The 24975-nt window shown below is 65.9% G+C and carries 23 protein-coding genes, 2 tRNA genes and 2 rRNA genes; 5 read left to right on the forward strand and 22 right to left on the reverse strand.

The genetic code is table 11. The features are described from left to right. From H0W40_RS09845 to H0W40_RS09880, 8 genes are all read right to left on the reverse strand, one after another. Window positions 1-1160 (reverse strand): 23S ribosomal RNA (locus tag H0W40_RS09845); the annotation flags it as partial. Between the two features lie 251 nt (window positions 1161-1411). Beyond that, window positions 1412-1487, reverse strand: a tRNA-Ala gene (locus H0W40_RS09850). 12 nt (window positions 1488-1499) lie between these two features. Then, window positions 1500-1576 (reverse strand) — tRNA-Ile (locus H0W40_RS09855). Between the two features lie 148 nt (window positions 1577-1724). Further along, window positions 1725-3255 (reverse strand): 16S ribosomal RNA (locus tag H0W40_RS09860). A gap of 368 nt (window positions 3256-3623) precedes the next feature. After that, window positions 3624-5339, reverse strand: a complete 1716-nt coding sequence (ptsP, locus tag H0W40_RS09865; RefSeq protein ID WP_292445733.1) for a phosphoenolpyruvate--protein phosphotransferase — start codon at window positions 5337-5339, stop codon at window positions 3624-3626. A gap of 245 nt (window positions 5340-5584) precedes the next feature. Then, window positions 5585-5854, reverse strand: coding sequence for an HPr family phosphocarrier protein (locus H0W40_RS09870; protein ID WP_292445735.1), 270 nt, complete (start codon window positions 5852-5854; stop codon window positions 5585-5587). After that, window positions 5823-6293: a PTS fructose transporter subunit IIA gene (locus tag H0W40_RS09875; protein ID WP_292445736.1), complete on the reverse strand. Its 471-nt coding sequence runs from the start codon at window positions 6291-6293 to the stop codon at window positions 5823-5825. Before H0W40_RS09875 ends, H0W40_RS09870 begins: the two co-directional genes overlap by 32 nt. Window positions 6294-6398: 105 nt before the next feature. After that, window positions 6399-6929 carry a hypothetical protein gene (locus tag H0W40_RS09880; protein WP_292445737.1) on the reverse strand — a complete coding sequence of 177 codons (531 nt, stop codon included), beginning with the start codon at window positions 6927-6929 and terminating at the stop codon, window positions 6399-6401. A gap of 32 nt (window positions 6930-6961) precedes the next feature. Between H0W40_RS09880 and H0W40_RS09885 the strand changes: the two genes are divergently transcribed. Continuing rightward, on the forward strand, window positions 6962-8248 hold the full coding sequence (locus H0W40_RS09885; RefSeq protein WP_292445738.1) for a CaiB/BaiF CoA-transferase family protein: 1287 nt from the start codon (window positions 6962-6964) through the stop codon (window positions 8246-8248). Window positions 8249-8376: 128 nt separating this feature from the next. Further along, on the forward strand, window positions 8377-9507 hold the full coding sequence (locus tag H0W40_RS09890) for a hypothetical protein (RefSeq protein ID WP_292445740.1): 1131 nt from the start codon (window positions 8377-8379) through the stop codon (window positions 9505-9507). A 25-nt stretch (window positions 9508-9532) separates the two neighbouring features. Here the strand turns inward: H0W40_RS09890 and H0W40_RS09895 are convergent, their stop codons facing one another. After that, window positions 9533-10219 carry a DUF4197 domain-containing protein gene (locus H0W40_RS09895; protein ID WP_292445741.1) on the reverse strand — a complete coding sequence of 229 codons (687 nt, stop codon included), beginning with the start codon at window positions 10217-10219 and terminating at the stop codon, window positions 9533-9535. Here H0W40_RS09895 and H0W40_RS09900 point away from each other — a divergent pair. Next, window positions 10218-10733 carry a TlpA disulfide reductase family protein gene (locus tag H0W40_RS09900; protein WP_292445742.1) on the forward strand — a complete coding sequence of 172 codons (516 nt, stop codon included), beginning with the start codon at window positions 10218-10220 and terminating at the stop codon, window positions 10731-10733. The two genes, H0W40_RS09895 and H0W40_RS09900, sit on opposite strands and share 2 nt — an antisense overlap. Before the next feature lie 195 nt (window positions 10734-10928). Here H0W40_RS09900 and lipA read toward each other — a convergent pair whose 3' ends face one another. The 9 genes from lipA to H0W40_RS09945 all read right to left on the reverse strand — a co-directional run bounded on the left by lipA (window position 10929) and on the right by H0W40_RS09945 (window position 17780). Continuing rightward, the gene (gene lipA, locus H0W40_RS09905) at window positions 10929-11927 is read right to left on the reverse strand and encodes a lipoyl synthase (protein ID WP_292445744.1); all 999 of its coding nucleotides are present in this window, start codon (window positions 11925-11927) and stop codon (window positions 10929-10931) included. Window positions 11928-11950: 23 nt separating this feature from the next. Then, on the reverse strand, window positions 11951-12619 hold the full coding sequence (lipB, locus tag H0W40_RS09910; protein WP_292445745.1) for a lipoyl(octanoyl) transferase LipB: 669 nt from the start codon (window positions 12617-12619) through the stop codon (window positions 11951-11953). 52 nt (window positions 12620-12671) lie between these two features. After that, a complete protein-coding gene (locus H0W40_RS09915; RefSeq protein ID WP_292445746.1) occupies window positions 12672-12959 on the reverse strand; it encodes a DUF493 family protein in 288 nt (95 codons plus the stop codon). Between the two features lie 66 nt (window positions 12960-13025). Further along, the gene (locus H0W40_RS09920; protein WP_292445747.1) at window positions 13026-13937 is read right to left on the reverse strand and encodes an aminotransferase class IV; all 912 of its coding nucleotides are present in this window, start codon (window positions 13935-13937) and stop codon (window positions 13026-13028) included. A 40-nt stretch (window positions 13938-13977) separates the two neighbouring features. After that, the gene (locus tag H0W40_RS09925) at window positions 13978-15120 is read right to left on the reverse strand and encodes a D-alanyl-D-alanine carboxypeptidase family protein (protein WP_292445749.1); all 1143 of its coding nucleotides are present in this window, start codon (window positions 15118-15120) and stop codon (window positions 13978-13980) included. A gap of 51 nt (window positions 15121-15171) precedes the next feature. After that, window positions 15172-15828 (reverse strand): alpha/beta fold hydrolase, encoded by a 657-nt coding sequence (locus H0W40_RS09930; protein WP_292445751.1) that lies wholly within the window; start codon window positions 15826-15828, stop codon window positions 15172-15174. A gap of 23 nt (window positions 15829-15851) precedes the next feature. Next, on the reverse strand, window positions 15852-16175 hold the full coding sequence (locus H0W40_RS09935) for a (2Fe-2S) ferredoxin domain-containing protein (RefSeq protein ID WP_292445753.1): 324 nt from the start codon (window positions 16173-16175) through the stop codon (window positions 15852-15854). Window positions 16176-16184: 9 nt separating this feature from the next. Continuing rightward, window positions 16185-17342 carry a VanZ family protein gene (locus H0W40_RS09940; protein ID WP_292445754.1) on the reverse strand — a complete coding sequence of 386 codons (1158 nt, stop codon included), beginning with the start codon at window positions 17340-17342 and terminating at the stop codon, window positions 16185-16187. Next, window positions 17343-17780, reverse strand: coding sequence for a CopD family protein (locus H0W40_RS09945; protein ID WP_292445755.1), 438 nt, complete (start codon window positions 17778-17780; stop codon window positions 17343-17345). A 255-nt stretch (window positions 17781-18035) separates the two neighbouring features. Here H0W40_RS09945 and hemB point away from each other — a divergent pair, with 255 nt between their 5' ends. After that, on the forward strand, window positions 18036-19061 hold the full coding sequence (gene hemB / locus H0W40_RS09950) for a porphobilinogen synthase (protein WP_292445774.1): 1026 nt from the start codon (window positions 18036-18038) through the stop codon (window positions 19059-19061). 7 nt (window positions 19062-19068) lie between these two features. After that, complete coding sequence (locus H0W40_RS09955) at window positions 19069-20169, forward strand: magnesium transporter CorA family protein (protein ID WP_292445757.1); 1101 nt, start codon at window positions 19069-19071, stop codon at window positions 20167-20169. An 18-nt stretch (window positions 20170-20187) separates the two neighbouring features. Here H0W40_RS09955 and H0W40_RS09960 read toward each other — a convergent pair whose 3' ends face one another. The 4 genes from H0W40_RS09960 to tsaB all read right to left on the reverse strand — a co-directional run bounded on the left by H0W40_RS09960 (window position 20188) and on the right by tsaB (window position 24897). Then, the gene (locus tag H0W40_RS09960; protein ID WP_292445758.1) at window positions 20188-22617 is read right to left on the reverse strand and encodes a bifunctional diguanylate cyclase/phosphodiesterase; all 2430 of its coding nucleotides are present in this window, start codon (window positions 22615-22617) and stop codon (window positions 20188-20190) included. 46 nt (window positions 22618-22663) lie between these two features. Then, entirely contained in the window at window positions 22664-23575 is a 912-nt protein-coding gene (locus H0W40_RS09965; RefSeq protein WP_292445759.1) for a uracil-DNA glycosylase, read from the reverse strand. Further along, entirely contained in the window at window positions 23562-24056 is a 495-nt protein-coding gene (gene rimI, locus H0W40_RS09970; protein ID WP_292445761.1) for a ribosomal protein S18-alanine N-acetyltransferase, read from the reverse strand. The genes H0W40_RS09965 and rimI overlap by 14 nt, the downstream gene beginning before the upstream one ends. Before the next feature lie 103 nt (window positions 24057-24159). Continuing rightward, complete coding sequence (gene tsaB / locus H0W40_RS09975) at window positions 24160-24897, reverse strand: tRNA (adenosine(37)-N6)-threonylcarbamoyltransferase complex dimerization subunit type 1 TsaB (RefSeq protein ID WP_292445762.1); 738 nt, start codon at window positions 24895-24897, stop codon at window positions 24160-24162. Window positions 24898-24975 lie beyond the last annotated feature (78 nt).

The raw sequence follows: 24975 nt of genomic DNA on the forward strand, positions 1-24975 counted from the left end.
CTGTGCATCCGCAGCTTCGGTTACTGGCTTAGCCCCGTTACATCTTCCGCGCAGGACGACTCGATCAGTGAGCTATTACGCTTTCTTTAAATGATGGCTGCTTCTAAGCCAACATCCTGACTGTTTTAGCCTTCCCACTTCGTTTCCCACTTAGCCAATATTAGGGACCTTAGCTGGCGGTCTGGGTTGTTTCCCTCTTGTGTCCGGACGTTAGCACCCGGTGCACTGTCTCCCAAGCTGTACTCATCGGTATTCGGAGTTTGCAATGGTTTGGTAAGTCGCCATGACCCCCTAGCCATAACAGTGCTCTACCCCCGATGGTAATACTTGAGGCACTACCTAAATAGTTTTCGGAGAGAACCAGCTATTTCCAAGTTTGTTTAGCCTTTCACCCCTATCCACAGCTCATCCGCTAGTTTTGCAACACTAGTCGGTTCGGACCTCCAGTGCGTGTTACCGCACCTTCATCCTGGCCATGGATAGATCACTTGGTTTCGGGTCTACACCCAGCGACTGAACGCCCTATTCGGACTCGATTTCTCTACGCCTTCCCTATTCGGTTAAGCTTGCCACTGAATGTAAGTCGCTGACCCATTATACAAAAGGTACGCCGTCACCTTTACAGGCTCCGACTTTTTGTATGCATGCGGTTTCAGGATCTATTTCACTCCCCTCCCGGGGTTCTTTTCGCCTTTCCCTCACGGTACTAGTTCACTATCGGTCGATTACGAGTATTTAGCCTTGGAGGATGGTCCCCCCATCTTCAGACAGGATTTCTCGTGTCCCGCCCTACTTGTCGCACGCCCAGTTCTACAATCGACTTTTTTCATACGGGGCTATCACCCGCTATAGCCAGCCTTTCCAGACTGTTCTGATAAATCAACTGCTAAAACGTGCAGGCTGGTCCGATTTCGCTCGCCGCTACTTTCGGAATCTCGGTTGATGTCTATTCCTCGAGCTACTGAGATGTTTCAGTTCACCCGGTTCGCCTCGCATGCCTATGTATTCAGCATGCGATACCCTTGCGGGTGGGTTTCCCCATTCGGAAATCTCCGGATCAAAGCTAATTTGCCAGCTCCCCGAAGCTTATCGCAGGCTATCACGTCCTTCGTCGCCTGTAATCGCCAAGGCATCCACCACATGCACTTAGTCACTTGACCCTATAACTTTGACGCCTCGCTGTAGAAGCATCGTCAAGGACTGATTTGAGTATTACGCGTTATGCCGTTTTCAACTTTCGCAAGTTGAATTTGTTGACGCAATCAAAAAGTTGCCGACGGCACGGTCCGCCATGAAGCGGTTTCCGTCGACAACACTGATTTGACTCTACGAATTTTTAAAGAACGACAGCCGATCTTGCGATCGCACACGCAAACAGCCTTTGGCCATTAGCGTGTGAAATCTTTTAAAATGGTGGAGGTGAACGGGATCGAACCGATGACCCCCTGCTTGCAAAGCAGGTGCTCTCCCAGCTGAGCTACACCCCCGGTGTGGAATGGTGGTGGGTCTGGTTGGATTCGAACCAACGACCCCCGCCTTATCAAGACGGTGCTCTAACCGACTGAGCTACAGACCCTCGCATTCGGAATGAAACGCGGACGATCCGATCATGCGTGAACCCTAGGCGATTGGCCTTGCGGACACGTCAAGCCGGTTCACGTTTCACTTCTGTCGTCAAAAACAGCCGATAAGAGTGGGCGCGAGAAATTGAGTGCTATTTCCAGAAAGGAGGTGATCCAGCCGCACCTTCCGATACGGCTACCTTGTTACGACTTCACCCCAGTCACGAACCCTGCCGTGGTAATCGCCCTCCTTACGGTTAGGCTAACTACTTCTGGCAGAACCCGCTCCCATGGTGTGACGGGCGGTGTGTACAAGACCCGGGAACGTATTCACCGCGGCAAGCTGATCCGCGATTACTAGCGATTCCGACTTCACGCAGTCGAGTTGCAGACTGCGATCCGGACTACGACCGGTTTTCTGGGATTAGCTCCCCCTCGCGGGTTGGCAACCCTCTGTACCGGCCATTGTATGACGTGTGTAGCCCTACCCATAAGGGCCATGATGACCTGACGTCATCCCCACCTTCCTCCGGTTTGTCACCGGCAGTCTCATTAGAGTGCCCTTACGTAGCAACTAATGACAAGGGTTGCGCTCGTTGCGGGACTTAACCCAACATCTCACGACACGAGCTGACGACGGCCATGCAGCACCTGTGTCCAGGCTCTCTTTCGAGCACCAAGCCATCTCTGGCAAGTTCCTGGCATGTCAAGGGTAGGTAAGGTTTTTCGCGTTGCATCGAATTAAACCACATCATCCACCGCTTGTGCGGGTCCCCGTCAATTCCTTTGAGTTTCAACCTTGCGGCCGTACTCCCCAGGCGGTCAACTTCACGCGTTAGCTTCGTTACTGAACAGCAAGCCGTCCAACAACCAGTTGACATCGTTTAGGGCGTGGACTACCAGGGTATCTAATCCTGTTTGCTCCCCACGCTTTCGTGCATGAGCGTCAGTGCAGGCCCAGGGGATTGCCTTCGCCATCGGTGTTCCTCCGCATATCTACGCATTTCACTGCTACACGCGGAATTCCATCCCCCTCTGCCGCACTCCAGCATTGCAGTCACAAATGCAGTTCCCAGGTTGAGCCCGGGGATTTCACATCTGTCTTGCAAAGCCGCCTGCGCACGCTTTACGCCCAGTAATTCCGATTAACGCTCGCACCCTACGTATTACCGCGGCTGCTGGCACGTAGTTAGCCGGTGCTTATTCTTCAGGTACCGTCATTAGCTCAAGGTATTAGCTCGAACCGTTTCTTCCCTGACAAAAGCGGTTTACAACCCGAAGGCCTTCTTCCCGCACGCGGCATGGCTGGATCAGGCTTGCGCCCATTGTCCAAAATTCCCCACTGCTGCCTCCCGTAGGAGTCTGGGCCGTGTCTCAGTCCCAGTGTGGCTGGTCGTCCTCTCAGACCAGCTACGGATCGTAGCCTTGGTGAGCTTTTACCCCACCAACAAGCTAATCCGACATCGGCCGCTCCAATTGCGCGAGGTCTTGCGATCCCCCGCTTTCACCCTTAGGTCGTATGCGGTATTAATCCGGCTTTCGCCGGGCTATCCCCCACAACTGGGCACGTTCCGATGTATTACTCACCCGTTCGCCACTCGCCACCAGGATTGCTCCCGTGCTGCCGTTCGACTTGCATGTGTAAGGCATGCCGCCAGCGTTCAATCTGAGCCAGGATCAAACTCTTCAGTTCGATCTTGATAAATTACTCAAAGAATTGAAGTGAACTTCACTTGCATGAATTTCAATTCAGTGAGCGTTTAAGGTCATGAGACCTGAGTCTTGCGACTCTTGGCACTCGCCTTCAAACGCCCACACTTATCGGCTGTTATTTGTTAAAGAGCGTCGCCTTGCGGCGTTGCTGACCAGTGATCAGCACAGAGATGAGATTGTGACCTGTTGTTGAAACCTTGTCAACCAATCACTTTGTTTTCTTCGAAGAACTTGTCGGCGCTTTTGGCTGTTGCCTTGGCGGCGCTGTGTCCAGCGAAGAGAGCGACTGTAGCATGAACGGTCCGCACCGCGCAAATCACTGACGGCTTTTTGTTCGAACGCAAGCTTTCAAGGAACCACGGCCGCATCCCTAGAAGCAAGCCTGCGCGTGTCGGCGCGAAGCACTTGCTGCTTGACGGTCGCGACTTGCGCCGGGTGCATGGAGAAGCTGCGCAAGCCCATTCCCAACAGCGCCTCGGTAAAGGCAGGATCTCCTGCCATCTCGCCGCACACGCTCACCTGCTTGCCGCGAGCGCGGCCCACGCTGATCGTGCGCGATACCAGTTCGAGCACTGCCGGGTGCCAGGGATCGTACAGGTGGGCGACGGCTTCGTCGGCGCGATCAATCGCGAGGGTGTACTGAATCAAATCGTTCGTGCCGAGCGACAAAAAGTCGAACTGATCGAGGAAAACATGAGCCATCAATGCTGCAGCAGGCACTTCGATCATCGCGCCTACGGGAACGTCGGTGTAGGCACGGCCGCTTTCCTGCAACTGCTGTTTCGCCCGGGCAAGCGCATCAAAGGTGCCGCGAATCTCTGACGCATGCGCCACCATCGGCACCAGCAAACGTACTTGCCCGTGGGCGCTCGCACGGAGGATGGCGCGAAGCTGCTGGCGAAACATGCTTGGCTCGGAAAGGCTCCACCGTATGGCGCGCAGCCCCAGGGCCGGGTTCAAGGCGTGCTCGTGCCGAAGCTCGTGGACGGACATTCGGTCGAGAGCCTTGTCGGCGCCGATGTCGACGGTCCGGATGGTGACCGGCAAGCCGCGCATTGCCTCGACCACCGCGCGGTAGGCCTCGTACTGTTCGTCTTCCCCCGGCAGATCGCCGTTGCGATTCATAAAGAGGAACTCGCTTCGAAACAGCCCTACGCCGACCGCTCCCGCCTCCAGCGCAGCTTTGGTGTCACCGGGGAGTTCGATGTTCGCAAGCAGTTCAACCCTCTGGCCATCGAGGGTGACCGCCGGCGTGTGCCTCAGGCGGGTCAAGCGCTCGCGCTCCAGGCCGCCTTGGCGCTGACGGAATCGATATTCTTCGAGCACGATGGGAGACGGGTCGACGATCACGACACCCGCGTCGCCGTCGATGACCACCCAATCGTCCTGTCGAACGAGGCGGCTGGCCTCCCGCGCACCGACCACGGCCGGAATATCGAGACTGCGCGCAACAATCGCGGTGTGCGACGTGCGGCCCCCTACATCGGTGACGAAGCCGGTGAAGATACTGCGCTTGAATTGCAGCATGTCGGCCGGCGAAATGTCGCTCGCCACCAGCACCAGCGGATCCTCGCCAGCGAAGTCTCGCGGATTGACGGCATGGGCCGGAGTCGCTCGCCCGCGCTGTTGAGCGAGGGCTCGGAGCAATTGCTCGACCACCTGCTCCAGATCGGCCTTGCGCTCGCGCAGGTAGTCGTTCTCCATCTCGTCGAACTGCCGGGCCACCACTTCGAGCTGCGCTGACAGCGCCCATTCGGCGTTGTAGTGACGGTCTCGGACCCAGCTTCCGGTGGCGCCGGTCAGCGCGTCGTCGTGCAGCAGCATCAGGTGAACGTCGAGCAGCGCAGACAGCTCCGGCGGCGCATCCGCCGGCATGTCGCGCTGCAAACCATGTAGTTCGCTGGCCACCGCATCGCGAGCCGAGCGCAGCCGCTGCACCTCGGTCTCGATCTGCTGCGCTTCGATGAAGTAATGCGCAACATCGACGCGACTCGAGGCCACGAGTACGGCCCGCCCGATCGCCACACCGCGCGAAACCGGAAAGCCGAAAACCTGGAAGCTCATGAAACGATCGTAGCAGCGCGCAGAGCAGACAGCCGCGGCACGCCGCCGCGAAACGAAGGGGCACTGTCACTGCGAAGTCACGCGGGACTGCTTCGCAACGTCACGGCTCTGTCGCCGGCACCGTGTCATCGCCACCAGGAGAAACTTGATGAGCGATCTGCCGCTGCCGACTCGCCCCCGCTTCCGCTACCCGAGGCCTGCTCGAAACGTAGCGCCGGCACCTCCCCCACGCCTGAGGCGCTGCCCTATTCGCCTTCGCCGAAGCGGTTGGTGATCAACGCAAGCAGTGCGTCCATCGCTTCGCGTTCGCGGTCGCCGGAGGTTTCGACCTCGATTTCAGCGCCCAAGCCGGCGGCCAGCATCATCACGCCCATGATGCTTTTCGCGTTCACCCGGCGTTCACCGCGACCGAGGAAGACCTCGCAGGGATAACTGCCCGCCAGTTTGGCAAGCTTGGCCGAGGCCCGTGCATGCAGGCCGAGCTTATTGCTGATCTTTATTCGCGTCGAAATCATCGCCCGGTCGCGCTCCTAGGGTCTGCGTCTGATTCTGCGGGCGCGCGGGAGCGACCTGCATCACTCCCTGCGTGGCGCCGGCCAGCGCACGGGCGACAAGCATCTCCAGCGGTTCGTCCGCGTAGTTCATGGTTCGCCACAACATCGGCACATTCACGCCCGTGACCACCTTGACATGCACGCCGTCGGCGAGCCGTTGCGCAATGTTCGATGGCGTGGCCCCGAAAGCGTCGGTGAGGATGAGCGCCTCGCACCGGCTGGACATCCTCAGCGCCTGCTGGAGCAGCAGGCGCGCCTGAGTTTCGACATCTTCGAGCGCGACCTGGGCAACCACGTCGCAGGCCTGCACGCGGTGCACCGCCTCAGGGAAGGCGTGCCCGGCAGCCGCCTTCAGGGCGGAGGCGAGCGGCGCGTGCGCGATGATGAGCAGGCCAGCCATGTGACCGGCGATTATCTGCGCAGCCCGCACCTTGACGTGCGGTGCGCAATCCGGATTGCGTGGCCGCCGGGCCCTCGGCCGCCCGGGCAGTGCGCCGGTCGCGGCTCAGCGTGCCGGCTCGAGCCCCTCGAAGAAGGTTTCAAGGGCCCTGTCCGACGGCGCGCCGCCGAGCGCGGCAGCATGGAAGACATGCGAACCGTGAGCGAACAGCAGCGAATGCTCGACGATCGGCTGACCGTCAGGCTTGCGGCCTTCGACGCGCAAGCGCAGGGGAGGTGGCTCGGACGCCAGCTTGGCGAACCGCACGGCGCGCGCTTCGGTCTCGCGCCCCTCGAGGTTGTCGCTACGAGCCGCCCGCAGCGCGGCCAATGCGGGGCCAACCTGCGCCGGTTCGCCCATATCGGCGCTGGTCAACCCCCAAGTCGTGCCGCCTGCGCCGCAGGCAAGCACTTCCACTGTCGCCGACACGTCCCCAAGCACCACCGGCCGGGTCCTGCGTTCGGGCTTGCACGGCAGGAGCAGCGTGACAGCGCCGCCCTCGGCACGCACCTGGCGCCAATCGAGCGTGGGTGAACAGCCCGGGACGAACGCGGCAAGCCCAATTGACAAGAGCGACAGACGACCGACGACAGGCATCGCCGGATTATCGACAGCGGCAAAATCGCAAGATGCAAGCCCAGCTCCCTCTCGCTGATTCGTCGCTTTCGGGCATTCGCGTGCTCGACCTTTCCCGTGTGCTTGCCGGGCCGTGGTGCACCCAGGTACTGGGCGACCTCGGTGCCGATGTCGTGAAGATCGAACGCCCCGGCAGCGGCGACGACACGCGCGCTTGGGGCCCGCCGTTCCTGAAGGACGCCACCGGCGCCGACAGCGAGGAGTCGGCCTACTACCTCGGCGCCAACCGCAACAAGCGCTCGATCACGATCGACCTTGCTCATGCCGAGGGACAGACGCTGGTCCGCGAACTCGCGCAGCAAGCCGACGTGCTGGTCGAGAACTACAAGGTCGGCGACATGGCGCGCTACGGCCTCGACCAAGAGAGCCTGCGAGCGCTCAATCCGCAGCTCGTCTACTGCTCGATCACGGGCTACGGCCAGACCGGCCCCTACCGAGACCGCGCCGGCTACGACTATGCGGTCCAGGGCATCGGCGGCCTGATGAGCGTGACCGGCCCGTCTCGCCTGGAGATCGGCGACGACGAGCCGGGCGGCGGGCCGCAGAAGGTCGGCGTCGCCGTGGCGGACCTGTTCACCGGCCTGTACGCCACCATTGGCATCCTGGCAGCGCTGCGCCACCGCGACGCCGAGGGCTGGCGGCGCGGCAACGGCCAGTACCTCGACATGGCCCTGCTGGACAGCCAGGTCGCGATGCTCGCCAACCTTGGCGCGAACTACCTGGTGAGCGGCGAGGTGCCGGGCCGCGCCGGCAACGCGCACCAGAACATCGTGCCTTACCAGGTGTTCGAAGCGGCCGACGGGCATGTCGTCCTGGCTGTCGGCAACGACGGCCAGTTCGCCCGCTTCTGCGAAGTGGCTGGTCGCGCCGAACTGGCTACCGACCCCCGTTTCGCGAGGAACGCCGACCGCGTGCGCCACCGGGCCGTGCTGGTGCCTGTGCTCGCAGCGTTGATGCGCGAACGCAGCCGCGAGGATTGGTTGAATGCACTCGAGGCCGCCAAGGTGCCTTGCGGGCCGATCAACACGCTCGATCAGGTGTTTGCCGATCCGCAGGTGCTGGCACGCGGCATGACCGAGGCAGTGGCGCATCCGCTGGACGCCGCCCTGCGGCTGGTGGCCAGCCCGTTGAAGCTGTCCACCACGCCCGCGCGCACTCGCCTGCCCCCGCCCCGGCTGGGCGAGCACACCGAAGCCGTGTTGCTCGACTGGCTCGGCTGGGACGCCGAGCGCACAGGCCACGCCCGTTCAGCGGGTGCCTTGGGCCCGCACGGCCACTGAAACGGGGGGAGCCGACCTCTGCAGTGCCGTGAGCGCTGGAGCTTCGGCCGCGATCGTCACAGAATGCGCGACCGCATCGCCACGGTGCAGTCGGCCCCCACACCGCGCCATTCATCTTCGGAAACCGCATGACCGCCCGTCCGACCCTGCTGTTGCCAGTGGCTCCCGTCGAGAAGACCGCCTCGGTTCATTCATGGCGTGCGCTGACCGCGCAGGTCGGGCGCGAAATCGCCGAGCCGCTGAGCGCCGCGCTGGAGCGGGTCATCGCCCTCACCACCACCGGCCGCATCGACCGCGAAGGCTTGCGCGCCTTGCGTGTCGAGATCGAGCAGGCCCGGCGAGTCGGCATGGTGAGTCAGCAACTCTCGCGCCTCGCCTCCAAGCACCTGCGGCAGTCTCACGAGCGGCTCAACCTGGCCCACACGCTGCAGTCGGTGCTCGCCTACCGGGCGCGCGAAGTCGCCAAGCGCGGCGTCAACGTGCGGCAGGTCACCCGGCCCATCGAGGTGCTTGTCGATCCGAGCTTGCTGTTCACCTTGCTCAATGCCGTGCTCGACTGGGCTGTCGAGTCGGGCCGGGCGAACATCGATTTCCGCGTCGACCTCAAGAGCCGGCCAACTCAAGGCCGGGTAAGTTGCAACTTCCAGCACCATCCCGCCACGGCGGAGCAGCCGGGAGTGCCGGCGGCCGCGGCGCTGGATTCGCTGAACTGGCACCTGATCGTGCAGGCGGCCGATTCCATGGAACTGAACCTTCAGCGCGACATGGACGGCGAGCAGGTGATGCTGACGCTCGAGTTTCCGCGCACCGTCGACGATGCGGCCGAAGAAGCTGTGAATATCCAGCAAACCGCCTCGTCAGCCACCCCGAGCGGCAACTCCAAGCCCCTCGCTGGCCGCCAGCTACTGGTGATCGCCGACGGTCGCGAGTTGCGTGCACAGGTCCGCTCGGCCGTCGCGGACATGGGATTGACCGTCGACTGCGTGTACTCGGTCGACGAGGCCGTCGATTTCTGCCGCGGCGGGCTGCCGCACGCCATCGTCTTCGAAGCGGCGTTGCACTGCGATGAACTCGAGCAGTTGGCCGACGACATCCGCTCGGAACTGCCGGCGTTTTCCTTCATAGAGATCGTCGAGGAAGGCAGCCGCTCGTTCGAGGTCTCGGGCTTCGACGGCATGAACCACGCCCGCGTCGCGCGCGCCGGGCTGCGCCAGGCCCTGCCGTCGGCGCTGGTGTTCGAACTGTCGAAGAGTTTCTGACCGCGCCGCGGCGGCGGCACGCCGGTCAGATCGAGCCGAACACCTTCTTCAGCAGATCGCTGCCGGTGCCTACCGGGTCGCGGCGGATTTTCTTTTCTTCCTCGCCGATCATCAGGTACAGGCCGTCGAGCGTCTTGCCGGTCACGTACTGCTGGATGTTGGCGTCGTCCTTGTTCAGGAGCCCGAAGCCGGCCGCCCTGCCGGCGACCGCGTTGTACTTGTCGGCCAGAGCCACTTTTTCGGTCTGCTCGGTGACGATCGGCAGGAAAGTCGCGCCCAGCGGCTTGCGCGTCTGGTCGGCGAAGAACTGCGTCACCGAGGTGTCGCCCCCGGTCAGGATCTTCTTCGCGTCGGTCACCGACATCCGCGCCACCGCATCGCTCAGCAACTGCCGGGACTGCGGCACGGCCGCCTCGGCGGCGCGGTTCATGGCGGTCACCAGCTCGTCGACCTTGCGGCCTTGCCCGATGCCCCGCAACAGCTTGGCCGCGCTGTCGACGCCCGAGGGCAGTGCGATGCGGACCTTCGGATTCCCCAGGAAGCCGTCGGTCCTGCCCAGCAGGCTCACGGCTGCAGTCGCGCCGCGCTCGAGCGCCGCCTTGAGGCCAGCGCGGGCATCGGCGTCTGTGAGCGAAAGTGCGCGCGCCTGGGCCGCGCAAACCCACAGGGCCGCACCGACGGCGAGCTGACCCGTAAACTGACGTCGATCCATGACCGGCTCCTCAATGAAACTCATCCGCCATCTTGCCGCTGCTGTCGTGGTCTTGGCAATCGGCGCGGCGGCCTTTGTTGCCTTGACCGACAAGCCGCTCGCGCCCACCGTGCCCTACACGCTGCTCGACGGCTCCACGCACAGCACCGAGCAATTGCGCGGCCAGGTCGTACTCGTGAACTTCTGGGCCACGAGTTGCGTGACCTGCGTCAAGGAGATGCCCGAACTGATCGCCACGCACGAGAAGTTCGAGTCGCGCGGCTATCAGACGCTGGCGGTGGCGATGAGCTACGACCCGCCGGCCTACGTGGTGAACTTCGTCGAGACGCGCAAGTTGCCGTTTCTGGTCACGATGGACCTCGATGGGTCCATCGCGCGCAGCTTCGGCGATGTGCAGCTCACTCCCACCAGCGTGTTGATCAACAAGCGCGGCGAGGTCGTCAAGCGTTACCTCGGCGAGCCGGATTTCGAGGAACTGCACGCCCTGGTGGACGAGCTGCTCGCCGAAAGCTGAACGGCACCGAACGCCTGCAGGATGACCCGCCGGTCCGCTCCTCGCACCCCGGCTCATCCGGCTCGTGACAAGGCCTTCATCAGATCGGATTGCGCGAGGGAGACCAAGCTGCGCGGCAATGCGGCGCGCACGGCTTCAGGCGTGGCGCGCATGCGTGCAGTCGCGCCGGCCGCTGGCTCATCTGAGGCAGATCGGTCAAGGCAGGCTCGCAACGCCTGCGGCGTGCGCCTGCGCGTCGGCGTGATAGCTCGACCGCACCAGCGCGCCGACGGCGGCATGGCTGAAGCCCATGGCCTTCGCCTCGGCCTCGAACATATTGAAGGTGTCGGGATGAACGTAGCGGCGCACCGGGAGATGGTGGCCGCTGGGGGCTAGGTACTGACCGAGCGTGAGCATGTCGATGCCGTGCGCGCGCATGTCGCGCATCGCCGCGAGGATCTCGTCGTCGGTTTCACCCAGGCCGACCATCAGCCCGCTCTTTGTGGGCACGCCCGGCGCGAATTCCTTGAACCGCTTGAGCAAATTCAGTGAGAACGCGTAATCCGAACCCGGGCGCGCTTCCTTGTACAGGCGCGGCACCGTTTCCAGGTTGTGGTTCATCACGTCGGGCGGCGCAGCCTTCAGGATTTCCAGCGCGCGGTCCATGCGGCCGCGGAAGTCGGGCGTGAGGATTTCGATCTGCGTGGCCGGCGACAGCTCACGGACTTTCTGGATGCACTGGACGAAATGCGCCGCGCCTCCATCGCGCAGATCATCCCGGTCCACGCTGGTGATGACGACGTACTTGAGCTTCAATGCCGCAATGGTCTTGGCCATGTTGAGCGGCTCGTCGGCGTCCAGCGGGTCGGGCCGGCCGTGGCCGACGTCGCAGAACGGGCAACGCCGCGTGCACTTGTCGCCCATGATCATGAAGGTGGCCGTGCCCTTGCCGAAGCACTCGCCGATGTTGGGGCAGGAGGCTTCCTCGCACACCGTGTGCAGCTTGTGTTCGCGCAGGATCTGCTTGATCTCGTAGAAGCGCGTCGTGGGCGAGCCGGCCTTGACGCGGATCCAGTCGGGTTTCTTGAGCACCTCGGCCGCAACCACCTTGATAGGGATGCGCGCGGTCTTGGCCTGTGCCTTCTGTTTGGCGCTCGGGTCGTAGGCGCCAGGGGCGGCGGCCGAGGCTAGGGCCGCGGAGGAATCGGTGGTCATGGACATTCGATCGATCGGAGTTTTCAGGGACTCAGGTAGTTCACCAGTCGCGCGGAGAGCGAATCGGCGGCAGCGTCCCAATCGGTGACGACGCCGATTGTAGAAAGATCGACCGTCGCGAGCCCCGCGTAGCCGCAGGGATTGATGCGCGTGAAGGGGCTCAGGTCCATCGCCACGTTGAGCGCGACGCCGTGGTAGCCGCAGCCCCGGCTGATCTTGATGCCCAGCGCAGCGACCTTGCCGATGCCGCGCCACGGATCGCGCGGATCGCGCGGCTCGGGCAAGGCGCCGTGGCCGGAAGGATCTTGCAGGTTCACATAAACGCCAGGCGCGCCGGCGATGCGATGGCCGGTGACGCCCTGGCCCTCCAGCGTCTTCAGCAGCGCCTGCTCGAGCCGGAACACGTACTCCTTGGCATGCAGGCCGAGTCGGCGCAGATCGACCAGCGGATACGCAATGACCTGGCCGGGCCCGTGGTAGGTGACTTGCCCGCCGCGGTTGGTCTGAACGACCGGGATGGCGCCGGCGTCGAGCACGTGCTCGGCCTTGCCGGCAATACCCTGGGTGAACACGGGCGGGTGCTCGCACAGCCACAGCTCATCGGGCGTTTCGGCGGTGCGCGCGTCGGTGAAAGCGCGCATGCCAGCGTCCGTGGCTGCGTAATCGACGCGGCCCAGGCGCAGGGTCTTCACGCGCTATGCCGCGGCGGCGCAGTCCGCTGCACACAGGCCGCAAGCGTCGCGGTCAAAGCACCACCTTGACCGAGGGATGCGCACCGAGCGCGCGGTACAGATCGTCGAGCTGTTCGCGGCTGGTGGCGATGACGGTGAGGGTCAGGCCGAGGTACTTGTTGCCCTTGCTGGGGCGCATCTCCACGGTTGACCCGTCGAAGGACGGGTCGAAGCGGCACGCGATTTCGGCCATCGCCTGCGCGAAGCCGTCTTCGTTGACGCCCATCACCTTGATCGGAAAGGCGCTGGGGTATTCGATCAGCGACGCTTCGGGAGGAATGTCGGGTGGGATGGCGGACATGGTCGGTTGCATCGTTCGCAGATGAGGGCATCGGCGGCCGAGTCAACCGCGAAAGCGCCTCCGCGCTCAGATCGACTGGCTGGCCTTGGCGCGCTGGTAGGCCTCGTACAAGCGCGCATAGACGGGTCCGGGCTTACCGCCCAGCGCACCGTGGCCGACCGGCTCGCCGTCCAGGCGCGTCACCGGCAGAATTTCCTTGGTTGCCGAGCTGAGCAGCAGCTCGTCGGCGGCAAGCAGTTCGCCCTCGCTGATCGGCCGCAGGCTGTAGGCGATGCCTTCGTCCTCGCAAAGCTCGCGCAGCAACTCGAAACGCACGCCCTCGAGCACGTGCTCGCTCTTGGGCGGGCCGATGAGGGCGCCGTCCTTGACCACCCACACGTTGGACGCAGCGGCCTCCGTGAGGAAGCCGTCGCGCAACATGACCGTTTCCTCGGCACCGTGGTCGGCCGACAACTGGCGCGCCATGACATTGCCGAGCAGCGAAATAGACTTGATGTCGCCCCGCTCCCAGCGGAAGTCACGCGCGGTGATGCAGGCGACGCCGGCGTGGCGCTGCTCCGCAGTAGGAGGCTTCATCACGCTGGCCATCATGAAGACGGTGGGCGGTAGATCCTTGGGCATCACGTGATCGCGCACCGCGACGCCGCGGGTGACCTGCAGATAGATCAATTGGTCAGTGGCACCGCTGGCCTCGTACTGCGCCGCGATCAACCGGCGCATGCGCTCCAGCCACTGCGGCGCGTCGTGAGGGTTGGTGATACGCACCTTGGCGCAGCTGCGCTCGAGCCGGGCCAGATGCTCGTCGAAGCGAAACAGGCGGCGCCCATACACCGGCACGACCTCGTAGAGACCGTCACCGAACAGGAAACCGCGGTCGAGCACACTCACCCTGGCCTCGCGCAGCGGCGTGTACTCTCCGTTCAGGTAGCACAGGGCGTCGGCCACGGCCGCAGGAATGGAGTTCGGCAGTTCGTTCATGGGTGCAGCCTAGGTCGAACAGTGGGCAGTCGCAAGCACTTCACTGTATCCACAAGCGCAGTGCGTCCCAGGCGCGGCCGAGCAGGCCCGCCTGCTCGACCGGCTCGAGCACCGCCAGCGGCACTTCGACCACAGTGGCGCCGGCCGCACTGACCTTGATGCTGCCGACCACCTGCCCCTTGGCAAGGGGGGCCACCAGCGGATCGGTGCGGGAGATGTCGGTCTTGAGCTTGTCGCCTTCGCCCTTGGGCACGCTGACCACCACGGCATGGGCGCTGCCCAGCTTGGCGGTGTTGCTGGCGCCTTTCCAGACGGCCGGGCTGACGACGGCCTGGTTGGCCTCGAACAGCTTGACCGCGTCGAAGGAAGCGAAGCCCCAATTGAGCAGCTTCTGGCTTTCGTTGGCGCGCGCCTCTGCGGAGGCCGCACCCAGCACCACGCTGATCAGGCGGCGCTGGCCGTTCGGAAAATCGCGTCGGGCGGTGGTGATGAGGCAATAGCCGGCCGCGTCGGTGTAACCCGTCTTCAGGCCGTCGACGCTCGGGTCACGGTAGAGCAGCAGGTTCCGGTTGTTCTGCTTGATCTTGTTGAAGGTGAATTCTTTGGTCGAGTAGTAATGCAGGTACTCGGGAAAGTCGCGCACCAGACGGGTGGCGATCAAAGCCAGCTCACGCGCCGTGCTGGTGTGGCCCGCGGCAGTCAGGCCCTCCGGGTTCTTGAAGTTCGTCGCCTCGAGGCCGAAAGCCTGGGCTTGGCGGTTCATCATCTCAACGAACTGCTCGTAGGTGCCGCCGACGCCCTCGGCCAGTACCACGGTCGCATCGTTGCCGCTCTGCACGATCATGCCTTTGAGCAGGTCATCGACCGACACCTGGCTGTTCAGCGGCAGGAAGCTGCGCGAGGCGCCCGTCATGCCGGTGCGCCAGGCCCGCTCGGACACCTGCAGCGTCTGCTCGAGCGTCAGCTTCTTGTCGCGCAGCGCCTGGAAGACCAGGTAGCCGCTCATCAGCTTGGTCAGCGAAGCGGGCTCGACCGGCTCGTCCGGATTCTTGGACGCCAACACCTGGTTGGTCGTGACGTCGAACAGCAGGAAGGAGCGCGCGGCGATCTCGGGCGCTTGCGGTGCCTGCGCCTGGGCGGCGGAAACGGCGAAGGCGAACAGCAGGGCAAACAGTCTTTTCATGAGGGTCTTGGGAGCGGAAAGCGAAGATGGAGTGCGGTGGCGCGATTCGGTTCACAGAGCTTGCGACCAGGCGCGCACCACCAGCGATTTGAGCAGCGCGAGCTGCCCGTGAAAGAAATGGCCGACACCGGGAATCACGGTGACCGGCAGCGATTGCGGCCGGGCCCAGTCGAGGGTGGCCGCAAGCGGCACCACGTCGTCGGCCTCGCCGTGGATGACCAGAGTGTCCTGCGGCACGGCGGGCACGGTCTGCTTGAGGGTCGATGGTGCGATCAAAGCCAGCCTCGCAGGTGCGTTGCCGCCGTCGCGCAGCTTCTGGGCGGCGCTCGCAGCGACATAGCCGCCGAAGGAAAAACCGGCCAGCACCCAGGGCAGCGCCGCCGCACCGTCTGCTGCGCGGCTGGCCTCGATCACCGCCAGGGCGTCGTCGATCTCGCCGCGGCCCTCGTCCCAGACACCGGCCGAAGCGCCCACGCCGCGGAAGTTGAAGCGCACCGTCCGATAGCCCAGCGCCAGCCCGGCACGCGCCAGGGTCTGCACCACCTTGTTGTCGAGCGTGCCGCCATGCTGGGGGTGGGGATGGCAGATCACCATCAGCGCAGAAGGCGCAGCGAGATGCCCGCCCGCGGCCACGGTCGGCTGGTCCACGGCGCATTCGATGTCGCCGCCCGGGCCGGACAGCACCAGACGCTGTGTGTGCGCGTTCATTCGGACGTCGCCGTGCTTCGGGCTCAATGGCCGACGTCGGGCGGCAGAAGCAGCCGCTCGACCACACGACCGTGCATGAGGTGCGAATCGACGATCTCGTCGATGTCGTCCTCGTCCACGAAGGTGTACCAGACGCCTTCCGGGTAGACCACCGCCACCGGCCCGCCGGCGCAGCGGTCCAGGCAGCCCGCGCGGTTGACGCGCAGCTTGCCGGGGCCGATCAGCCCCGCGGACTTGGCGCGCGACTTGCACCGCGAGAAACCGGCCTCGGCGCCTCGGTCAGCGCAGCAGGCTTCGCCGTCTCGCTGGTTCAGGCAGAAGAAAATGTGGCGCTCGTAATAGCTCATCTCGGGATTCTAGGTTTCGCCCCGGTCCCGGGCGGCGACACGGCCGATCAGGTAGACCAGCGTCGCCCACGGCCACAGCCAGCCGACCCACTGCGACAAGCCGTGAAAACGGATGAAGCGGCCCTGCTCCCAACTCTGCAGACTGGCGGCGTAGTAAGGATCGGCAGGTGCCAGATTGACCAACGCCAGACCGAGGCTGATCACCGGCAGCGCCAGCGCCGCAGCGCTGCGCGCCGACAGCAAGACCAGAGGCAAGGCCACGGCGACCGTCACCGCAAAGCCGGGCACGACCGGCAGCGTGAGCCAGGTCAGCGCGTGGTCGGGGCCGAAATTGAGCACCGTCGACAGCGTGGTGGCCGCCGCGCCGAGCACCAGCGCACCGGCCAGCAGGATCACGCGCCGGGCGCCGGGGCGCGTGAGCGCGAAGGCGAGCAGGCAGGGCGCGAGCAGCCCGGCCACGATACCGAGCAGTTCCACGCCGGGCGCGAGCGGCGCCGGCGGCAACGCGGCGCTCGGTCGCAGCCAGCCGTCCCAGGCGGTGTCGGTCAGCGCGCCGGCCAGCGCGTCGCGGACGCGGCTGAGCACCTGGCCCAGGCCGAAGGGCAGCGGCGGTGGAAACAGGAGGCCGAAAGGCCACAGCAGCAACAGCGCCAGCCCGAAGCCGCGCCCGCGCAGGAACCAGCGCTCGCGCCAGCGCTGCCAACGCGCCAGCCCGCCCAAGGCCTCGGCCGCGGCGGCCAGCAGCGCACCGAGCGCCGCGCCGGCCGTGTTGAGGGCCCAGTCCACCCGCGAGGGCACCCGAAGCGGCAGGAGGTGCTGCAAGGACTCCATCACATAACTCAGCGCGCCTGCCACCAATGCGGCCAACAGAAAAGCGAGCCAGCGCGAATGCCCGCCGCGCAGCACGCCGGCGGCAAGGAGCGCGCCGAGCGGTAAATAGCCGAGCAGGTTGCCCACGATGTCGAAGCGGCTCTGTGCGATTGCCGAGGGCAGCCAGGGCCATCCGGCCGCGCTGCCCGTCGGCAGCCGCCAGCCCGAGAAGGGGTGCAGGCTGGCATAGACGATCACGCACAGACATACCGCAGCCAGCGGCCAGGCCGAACTGCGCTCGGCGGTGATCTCGGCGCCCGCCTGCGGAGGCGGTGAGCGCAGCGAGTGCGGGCGCATCTAGAACGGTTTCACGACCACCAGCACGACGATCGCGATGAAGACCAGCACGGCCGCCTCGTTAAAGACGCGGTACCAGCGGTCGCTGCGGCGGTTGGCGAACTGCTCGAAGTCACGCAGCAGCCGGCGGCAGACATGGTGATAGCCGATCGCTCCCAACACCAAGGCCAGCTTCACGTGCAGCCAGCCGTTGCCCTCGGTGAACGAGCCGCGTCCGATGCCGTAGCCCAGCCAGAGCCACAGCCCCAGCGCCAGCGCGGGCAGCATCAGCAAGGTGCTGAAGCGGTAGAGCTTGTGCGCCATGAGCAGCAGTCGCTCGCGCTCGGCATGACTGTCGGCGGGCGTCATCGCGAGGTTGACGAAGATCCGCGGCAGATAGAACAAGCCGGCGAACCAGCTCGCGACGAAGACGATGTGAAAGGCTTTGATCCAGAGCATCCGGGCGATTATCCCCAGCGCCTCGTTGCTGTCGCGCCCCGATGGCAACTCCGGCCCGGAGCGGGGCTGCGCATGCGAGGCGTGCCCTCTCACGTTTGCGCTCCGAACGGCATCGTGACGGCTTGCCCGCAGATCTCGCGACGTATCATCCGCTGCACATTTCAGCAGCCCGCGGCGCCGGGTTTGCCCGTCGAGCCGGCCCGCGCAGGGCGGCAGAAGGCAGGGCCCGCACCGCCTCACCGGTCCGCCCCCTTGATCTCCTACCCGCAACGCTTTCCCGCCACGCGCGCGCGCCGCCTGCGCCGCGATGATTTCACCCGCGCGCTGGTGCGCGAACACGCACTTTCACCCGCCGACCTGATCCTGCCGGTGTTCGTGCTCGACGGTCGTAACCAGGCGCAGGACGTGGCCTCGATGCCGGGCGTGCAGCGCCTGAGCCTGGACCGCCTGCTGCCGGTGGCCGAAGAGTGCGTTGAGCTTGGCATCCCCGTGCTGGCGCTGTTCCCGGTGATCGATGCCGCAAAGAAAACCGCGGACGGCCGCGAAGCGCTCAACCCCGAAGGCCTCGTGCCGAGCGTCGTGCGCGAACTCAAGCGCCGCTTTCCGCAACTCGGCGTGCTGACCGACGTGGCGCTCGACCCCTTCACCAGTCATGGCCAGGACGGCCTGCTCGACGACACCGGCTACATCCTCAACGACGACACGGTGGCGGTGCTTGCGCAGCAGGCGCTGGTGCAGGCCGAGGCCGGCGTCGACATCGTTGCGCCCAGCGACATGATGGACGGCCGCATCGGCGCGATCCGCCAAGCGTTGGAAGCGCGCCAGCTAGTTCACACCCGCATCATGGCCTACAGCGCCAAGTACGCGAGCGCCTTCTACGGGCCCTTCCGAGACGCCGTCGGCTCGGCTGCGAACCTCGGCAAGAGCGACAAGAAGGTCTACCAGATGGACCCCGGCAACAGCGACGAGGCGCTGCGCGAAGTGGCGATGGACCTGGCCGAGGGCGCCGACATGGTGATGGTCAAGCCCGGCATGCCCTACCTCGACATCGTGCGCCGCGTGAAGGAAGAGTTCCGCGTGCCGACCTTCGCCTACCAGGTGAGCGGCGAGTACGCGATGCTGAACGCGGCCGCGGCCAACGGCTGGCTCGACGGCGAGGCGGTGATGATGGAGTCGCTGCTCGCCTTCAAGCGCGCCGGCGCGGACGGCGTATTGAGCTACTTCGCGCTGGCAGCGGCCCGCGTGCTGCGCCGCGCTGGCGCCGGCCCGGCTCGCGGCTGATCGGCCGATGCGGATCTTTCATGTCACCGCCGAGCAGTTCACGGAGCTGACGCAACTGCCCGACCGGCTGCCGACCAACGGCTACTTGTGGATCGGCAGCGCGAGGCGCGAGTTCGAGGTCGGCGTGGCCCCCTTGCAGAACGCGCTGCAACGCTGGACCGGCGGCCAGCTCGTCGATCTGCACGTCTCCGATCTGCTCAACAACCAGTTGCCTTCCACCTTCGACTACACCTCCTGGTACGACGTGATGGTGTTTCGCCGCCTGGCGGCCGGCATCGGCAGCGCCGGCCTGTTCGCCGACGACAACCGCGGCACCGTGGCCAGCGCCCGGCAGGCACTGGCTTCCATCGACACCAGCCCGGTCGGCTTCGCGGTGTTCGACAAGGTGCTGATCACCGTGCACCCCACTGACTGCCAGGTGCGCGACTTCTTCGCCAACCGGCTCCGCCAGATCGGCCAGGGCGTCGAGGCGCGGACCACCGGCGCACGGCTGCCCTCGAGCCCGGCCGACCTGATGCTGCGCATGGTCAACCACATGGTCGACAGCTACCTCGAGCTGCGGCGTCTGCTGACCAAGCAGCTCGGCTACCTGCAGCAGGAGCTGTTCCGCCCGCGCAGCCACTTCAGTGACTGGCAGATGCTGCTCGATTCTCGCAATGCCCTGCACCTGCTGGAGGACGTCTGCGAAGACCAGCGCAGCGCGGTTACCGAGTGGATCGACGCGCTCGACGAATGGCCCGACGAGCCCGACCCCGCGGCGCGCCGCGAGCGCGAGCTGCTGCGGGTGCGCTCGCGCGACGTGCTCGAACACATCGAGCGCGTGCTCGGCCACGTGCGACGGCTCGAGGGTTCGGCCGAGGGCGCGGTGCAGATGCACTTCTCGGCGCAGAGCAACCGCACCGCCGAGATCATGCGTACGCTCACGGTGCTCACCGCGGTGTTCATGCCGCTCAACTTGATCACCGGCTTCTTCGGCATGAACTTCGACTTTCTGCCGCTGGTCCACAGCAACGCCGGCGTGTGGATCACGAGCGTGCTGATGCTGGGGCTGGCGCTCGGCCTGGTGATTTATTTCCGGCGCAAGCGCTACTTGGACCGCGGCGGCTGAACCCCTCGCGAAGGCCGCTCAGCCGCCCGCGGCGCGAGCTCTCCACGCCTCGAAAGCCGCTGCGGAAAGCGGCGGGCTGATCGCCTCGCCCTGGAGTTCGTCGCAGCATTCGCGCGACAAAAACGCCCGCTGTGCCTCGGTTTCCACGCCTTCGGCGATGACCGTGATGTCCAGACCGCGCGCCATCTGGATGATCGCCCGGGCAATCGCCGCCGAGTCGCGCCGCTGCGGCAGGTCGGTGACGAAGGAGCGGTCGATCTTCATCTTGTCGATCGGCAGCTCCTTGAGGTGGCCGAGCGACGAGTAGCCGGTGCCGAAGTCGTCGACCGCGAGCAGGACGCCCAGCGCCTTGAGCTGGTTCAGCTTGCGGCGAACCTCCGGCAGGTCGTCCATCAGCATGCGCTCGGTCAGCTCCAGCTCGAGCAGCCGGCCCGGCAGGCCGACCTCGCGCAGCACTTCCTCGATGCCTTCGACGAAACCGACTGCCTGGAACTGCAGCATCGACAGGTTCACCGCCACCGGCACCTCCGCCGCGCCAGGCGCCCCGGTATCCTGCCAGCGGCGCGCCGCACGGGCGGCCTCGCGCAGCACCCACAGCCCCAGCGGCAACATCAGTCGCTGCTGCTCGGCCAGCGCGATGAACTCGTCGGGCAGCAGCAGGCCGCGCTCGGGGTGCTGCCAGCGCACCAGGGCTTCGGCGCCGACCAGCACGCCGTCGCTCGCGCGCACCTGCGGCTGGAAGTGCAGCACGAACTCGCCGCGCTCGAGCGCCTGCGCGAGCTGGCCCTCCATGACCAGCGAGGCGTAGGCGCTGCGGGCCAGCGCATGGTCGAAGAACTGCACGTTGGCGCGGCCGCGTGCCTTGGCCAGGTACATCGCCGCATCGGCGTTCTTGATCAGTTGCGCCGGGGTGTCGCCGTCGCCGGGATAGATGGCGATGCCGATCGAGGGCGTGACCGTGATCGGCCGGCCGCCCGCATGCAGCGGCGCCTCGATCGCGGCGAGCAGCTTGAGCGCCACCTCGGCCACCACCTCGCGGGGCGAGCCGCCGGACAGCAAGACCATGAACTCGTCGCCGCCGAAGCGCGCCACCCGGTCGGAGGCGCGCAGCAGCGCGACGATGCGCTGCCCCACGGTCTGCAGCAGCGCGTCGCCGGCCAGGTGGCCGAGGGAATCGTTGACGCGCTTGAAGTGGTCGAGATCGATGAACAGCAGCGCCAGCGGCTCGGCGCTGCTTTTCGCCTGCGCCATCAGCGGCTCGATCTGCTCCATGAAGGCCAGGCGGTTGGGCAGGCCGGTCAGTTCGTCGTGGTGGGCCAGGTGGTGGATGCGCGCCTGCGCGGCCTGCCGGTCGCGGATGTCACGCACGATGGTCATGCGCATGGGCTCACCGCCGCAGTGCATGCTGCGCACGATGAACTCGACCGCGATGCGCCGGCCGGCCTTGTCGATGATCGCGCTTTCGTAGGCGGTTTCCTCGCTCGCGGCCATCACGGCGGCCACCTTGGCGAGCTGGTCGGGCGCCACGAAATCCAGCGCGCGCCGCCCGAGCAGCTCGGAGAGTTCGAAGCCGACGAGCGCGCAGGCCGGCGCGTTGGCGTCGGTGATGAAACCGTCCTTGTGAAAAACGATGCCTTCGCAGCTGGCCTGCACGAACTTGCTGAAGCGCTCCTCCGACTCGCGCACCGCCTGCTCGGCGAGGCGGTGGCGGGTGATGTCGGAGATCAGCACGAAACAGGCGATCGACCGGCCCTCGGCATCGACGTGCGGCACCAGGTGAACCTCCAGCCATTGCGCGCTGCCGTCGGGGCGCTGCAATTGCCGCTCGTAGACCACCGGGCGCTGCTGCTGCAGCACGGTATCGACATGCGGCTGGATCTGCTGCTCGGCCGCCTCGCCGATGATGTCGGTCACGCTGCGCCCGACGATCGAGAGCTCGTCCCAGCCGAAGGTCTGCGCATATTGCTTGTTGGCGAACAGGCAGGTGTTGTCGCCGGCGGCGTAGTAGGCGATCAGCGCCGGCACGTTGTCAGCGAGCAGGCGCAATTGCTCGGCCTGGGCCCGCGCCGCCTGTTCGGCGCGGCGCGCCGGCGACATGTCGTGCAGCACGCAGACGTGGTCGCCGTGCTCGGCGCGCCAGCACCCGGCGCAGTCGACCCAGGCTTCACGCGGGCCGCCGTCGGCCGGCACGCATTGCCACTGCAACTGCAACTGCATCGAAAAGTCCTCGGCTTTCTGCAATGCGGCAAGCAGCCCCGGCTGCGCGGCAGGGGCGACGGCCGCCAGCCAGCCACGCCCTTGAGCGGCCGCCGCCGTCAGGCCGGTAAAAGCGCAAAAGGCGGTGTTGACGTGCAGCGCACGGCCGTCTCTCGACAGCAGCAACACGCTGCTCGGCAACGCGTCCCACAGGGACGGCGCTGGCGGGTGCGAGGTGGGCAGGGCGGACAAGGGCAGGCTCGGGCGGCGGCCGATGATAGGTCGCCACCGGCGCGCTTCAATCCCCGCTTCGTGGTGTGCCCGAGTCCGCCTCGGCCACGCGCAGCGCCGAGCGCGCCAGGCACAAGTCGTCCCAGGCACGCGCCTTGTCGGCCGGGTTGCGTAGCAAATAGGCCGGGTGGTAGGTCACAACCAGAGGCACACCCTCGTAGGCATGCAGGCGGCCTCGCAACTTGCCGATCGGAAGATCGGTGCGCAGCAAGGACTGCACCGCGAAGCGCCCCATCGCCAGAATGATGCGTGGGCGCACCAGCTCGACCTGCCGCCGCAGATACGGCTCGCACTGCGCCACCTCCTCCGGCAGCGGATTGCGGTTCATGGGCGGGCGGCACTTGAGCACGTTGGCGAGGACCACACGCTGCGCCGCATCGCCCGTGGCTGCCGACGCGGCCGACGCGCCAGCCTCGCCGCCTTCGGCACCGCCGGCATCGCGGTGAAGGCCGAGCGCGCGCAGCATGTTGTCCAGCAACTGCCCGGCCTTGCCGACGAAGGGCTCGCCCTGCCGGTCCTCCTGCTCGCCCGGCGCCTCGCCGACGATCATCCAGTGCGCGCCCGGAGAGCCGGCTCCGAAGACGGTATTGCGGCGGCCGTGACACAGCCCGCAGGCAGTGCAGCCGGCGACCGCCGCACGCAGCGCGGGCCACTCCATCGTCTCGATACCCGCCGGTTGCCGCCCCGAAGACGTTACGGCTTGTGCCGCCTCCCTGGTGGAGGGAAGGTCGGGAAGAGAGCGATCGGACTGCCGCAAGGAAACCCTGGACGCGTCGAGCCGAGGATCGCTCTCGGTCTCGGTCTCGGACGGGCGGTCGGGCCCGCGCGAGTCGCCAAGATCACCGGCCGGTCGGGGATCCGCCCAAAGGCGAATTCCCAATTCGGCGAGCAAAGCCCGCTGTCGGTCATCCCAGCTCATGGGCCGCCTCCGGGATCTGCAGGCTCATCACCACCGCATCCTCGCGCTTGCGCCCGAGCGCGGGGTAGTAGCCGCGGCGCAGGCCCGTGTTGCGAAAGCCGTAGCGCTCGTAGAGCGCGCGGGCCCGCTCGTTGGAGACGCGCACTTCAAGCCAGAGCTGCGCAGCGCCGCACGCCCGGGCCAGGGCGCGCAGCTCGTCGAGCATGTAGCGCGCATGCCCCTGGCGCTGTTCGGCTGGCGCGACGCTGATGTTGAGCAGGTGCAGTTCGTCCACGCCCTGCATGGCGATGAAGTAGCCGATCAGCCTGGACTCAGCCGCGACCAGGCCCTGCATCTCGTAGCCCGCACGCAGCGAGTCGAGGAAGTTGCCGCGCGTCCAGGGAAAGTCGTAAGTCGCCTGTTCGATCTCGAGCACCCCGTCGAGGTCTTCCTCGCGCAGCGGCAACAGCATGCGCGAAGCGGGCTGAACGACGGCGTTCATCGCGACCCGCCTGTGGCGACGTTTCGGCCGCCGCCACGCTCACGGACCTCTGCGCCCGCCGTCGCCGGCATGGCTTGTGTTCGGCAGCGGCTCGGCGCCGGGGTCATGCCGGGCGCTCCGTATCCGCCACCGCCGCCGCCTGCGCGCGTGCGGCGCCGCGCTCGACCGTGGTCTGAGCGACCTTGTCGCGCACGTAGAGCGGCAGCGCCTGGGCGGCGTCGAGTCCTTCGCCGCGAGCCCAGGCGGCCAGCGCCAAGGCAATCAGCGCCGCAGCGCGGGGCGAGGCATGCGGCCAGCAAGGCGTGCGGACATCGGCCCAGGCGCCGGCATGGGCGAGCAGCGAACTGCCGGCGACCGCCGGAAGTTCCGAGTCCCCGGCGACGTGGCGCGCCAGCGTGGCGGGGTCGTGCAGTGCCGGCGCTGTGAGTTCGAGCCAGCGCACGCCATCGTGCCGATAGTGCGCCGCATAGGTCTCGCCCATGCGGGCGTCGATGGCGACCCAGAGATCGCCAGCAGCGCCCTGTTGGCGCGCGTCTTCGGCCACCGCCAACAAGGTGTCCAGTGCGAGCACCGGCAACGCAGCGCCGAAGGCCAGACCTTGGGTGACTGCGCACGCCGCGCGCACGCCGGTGAAGGCACCCGGGCCGCGACCGAAGCCGATGGCATCGAGCTGTGCGAGCTCGATGCCAGCCTCCCGCAGCAATTCAAGCAGGCCGGGGAGCAACGCGGCCGAAGCCCGGGCGCCGCCCGGCAAGGCGCGCACCAACTGGCGGCCGTCCACCGTGAGCCCGAGGTGCAGGGTCTCGGTCGCGGCGTCGAGTACGAGTAGGCGAGCAGTCATTGCCGTGCCCGTCCGGCGGCCGGACTGCGCAGGCTCGGCAAGCGAACAAAACCGCCTCGCGAACGCCGAAGGGCGCCG

The organism is Methylibium sp. (assembly GCF_013817345.1).
Taxonomy (GTDB): Bacteria; Pseudomonadota; Gammaproteobacteria; order Burkholderiales; family Burkholderiaceae_C; genus Methylibium.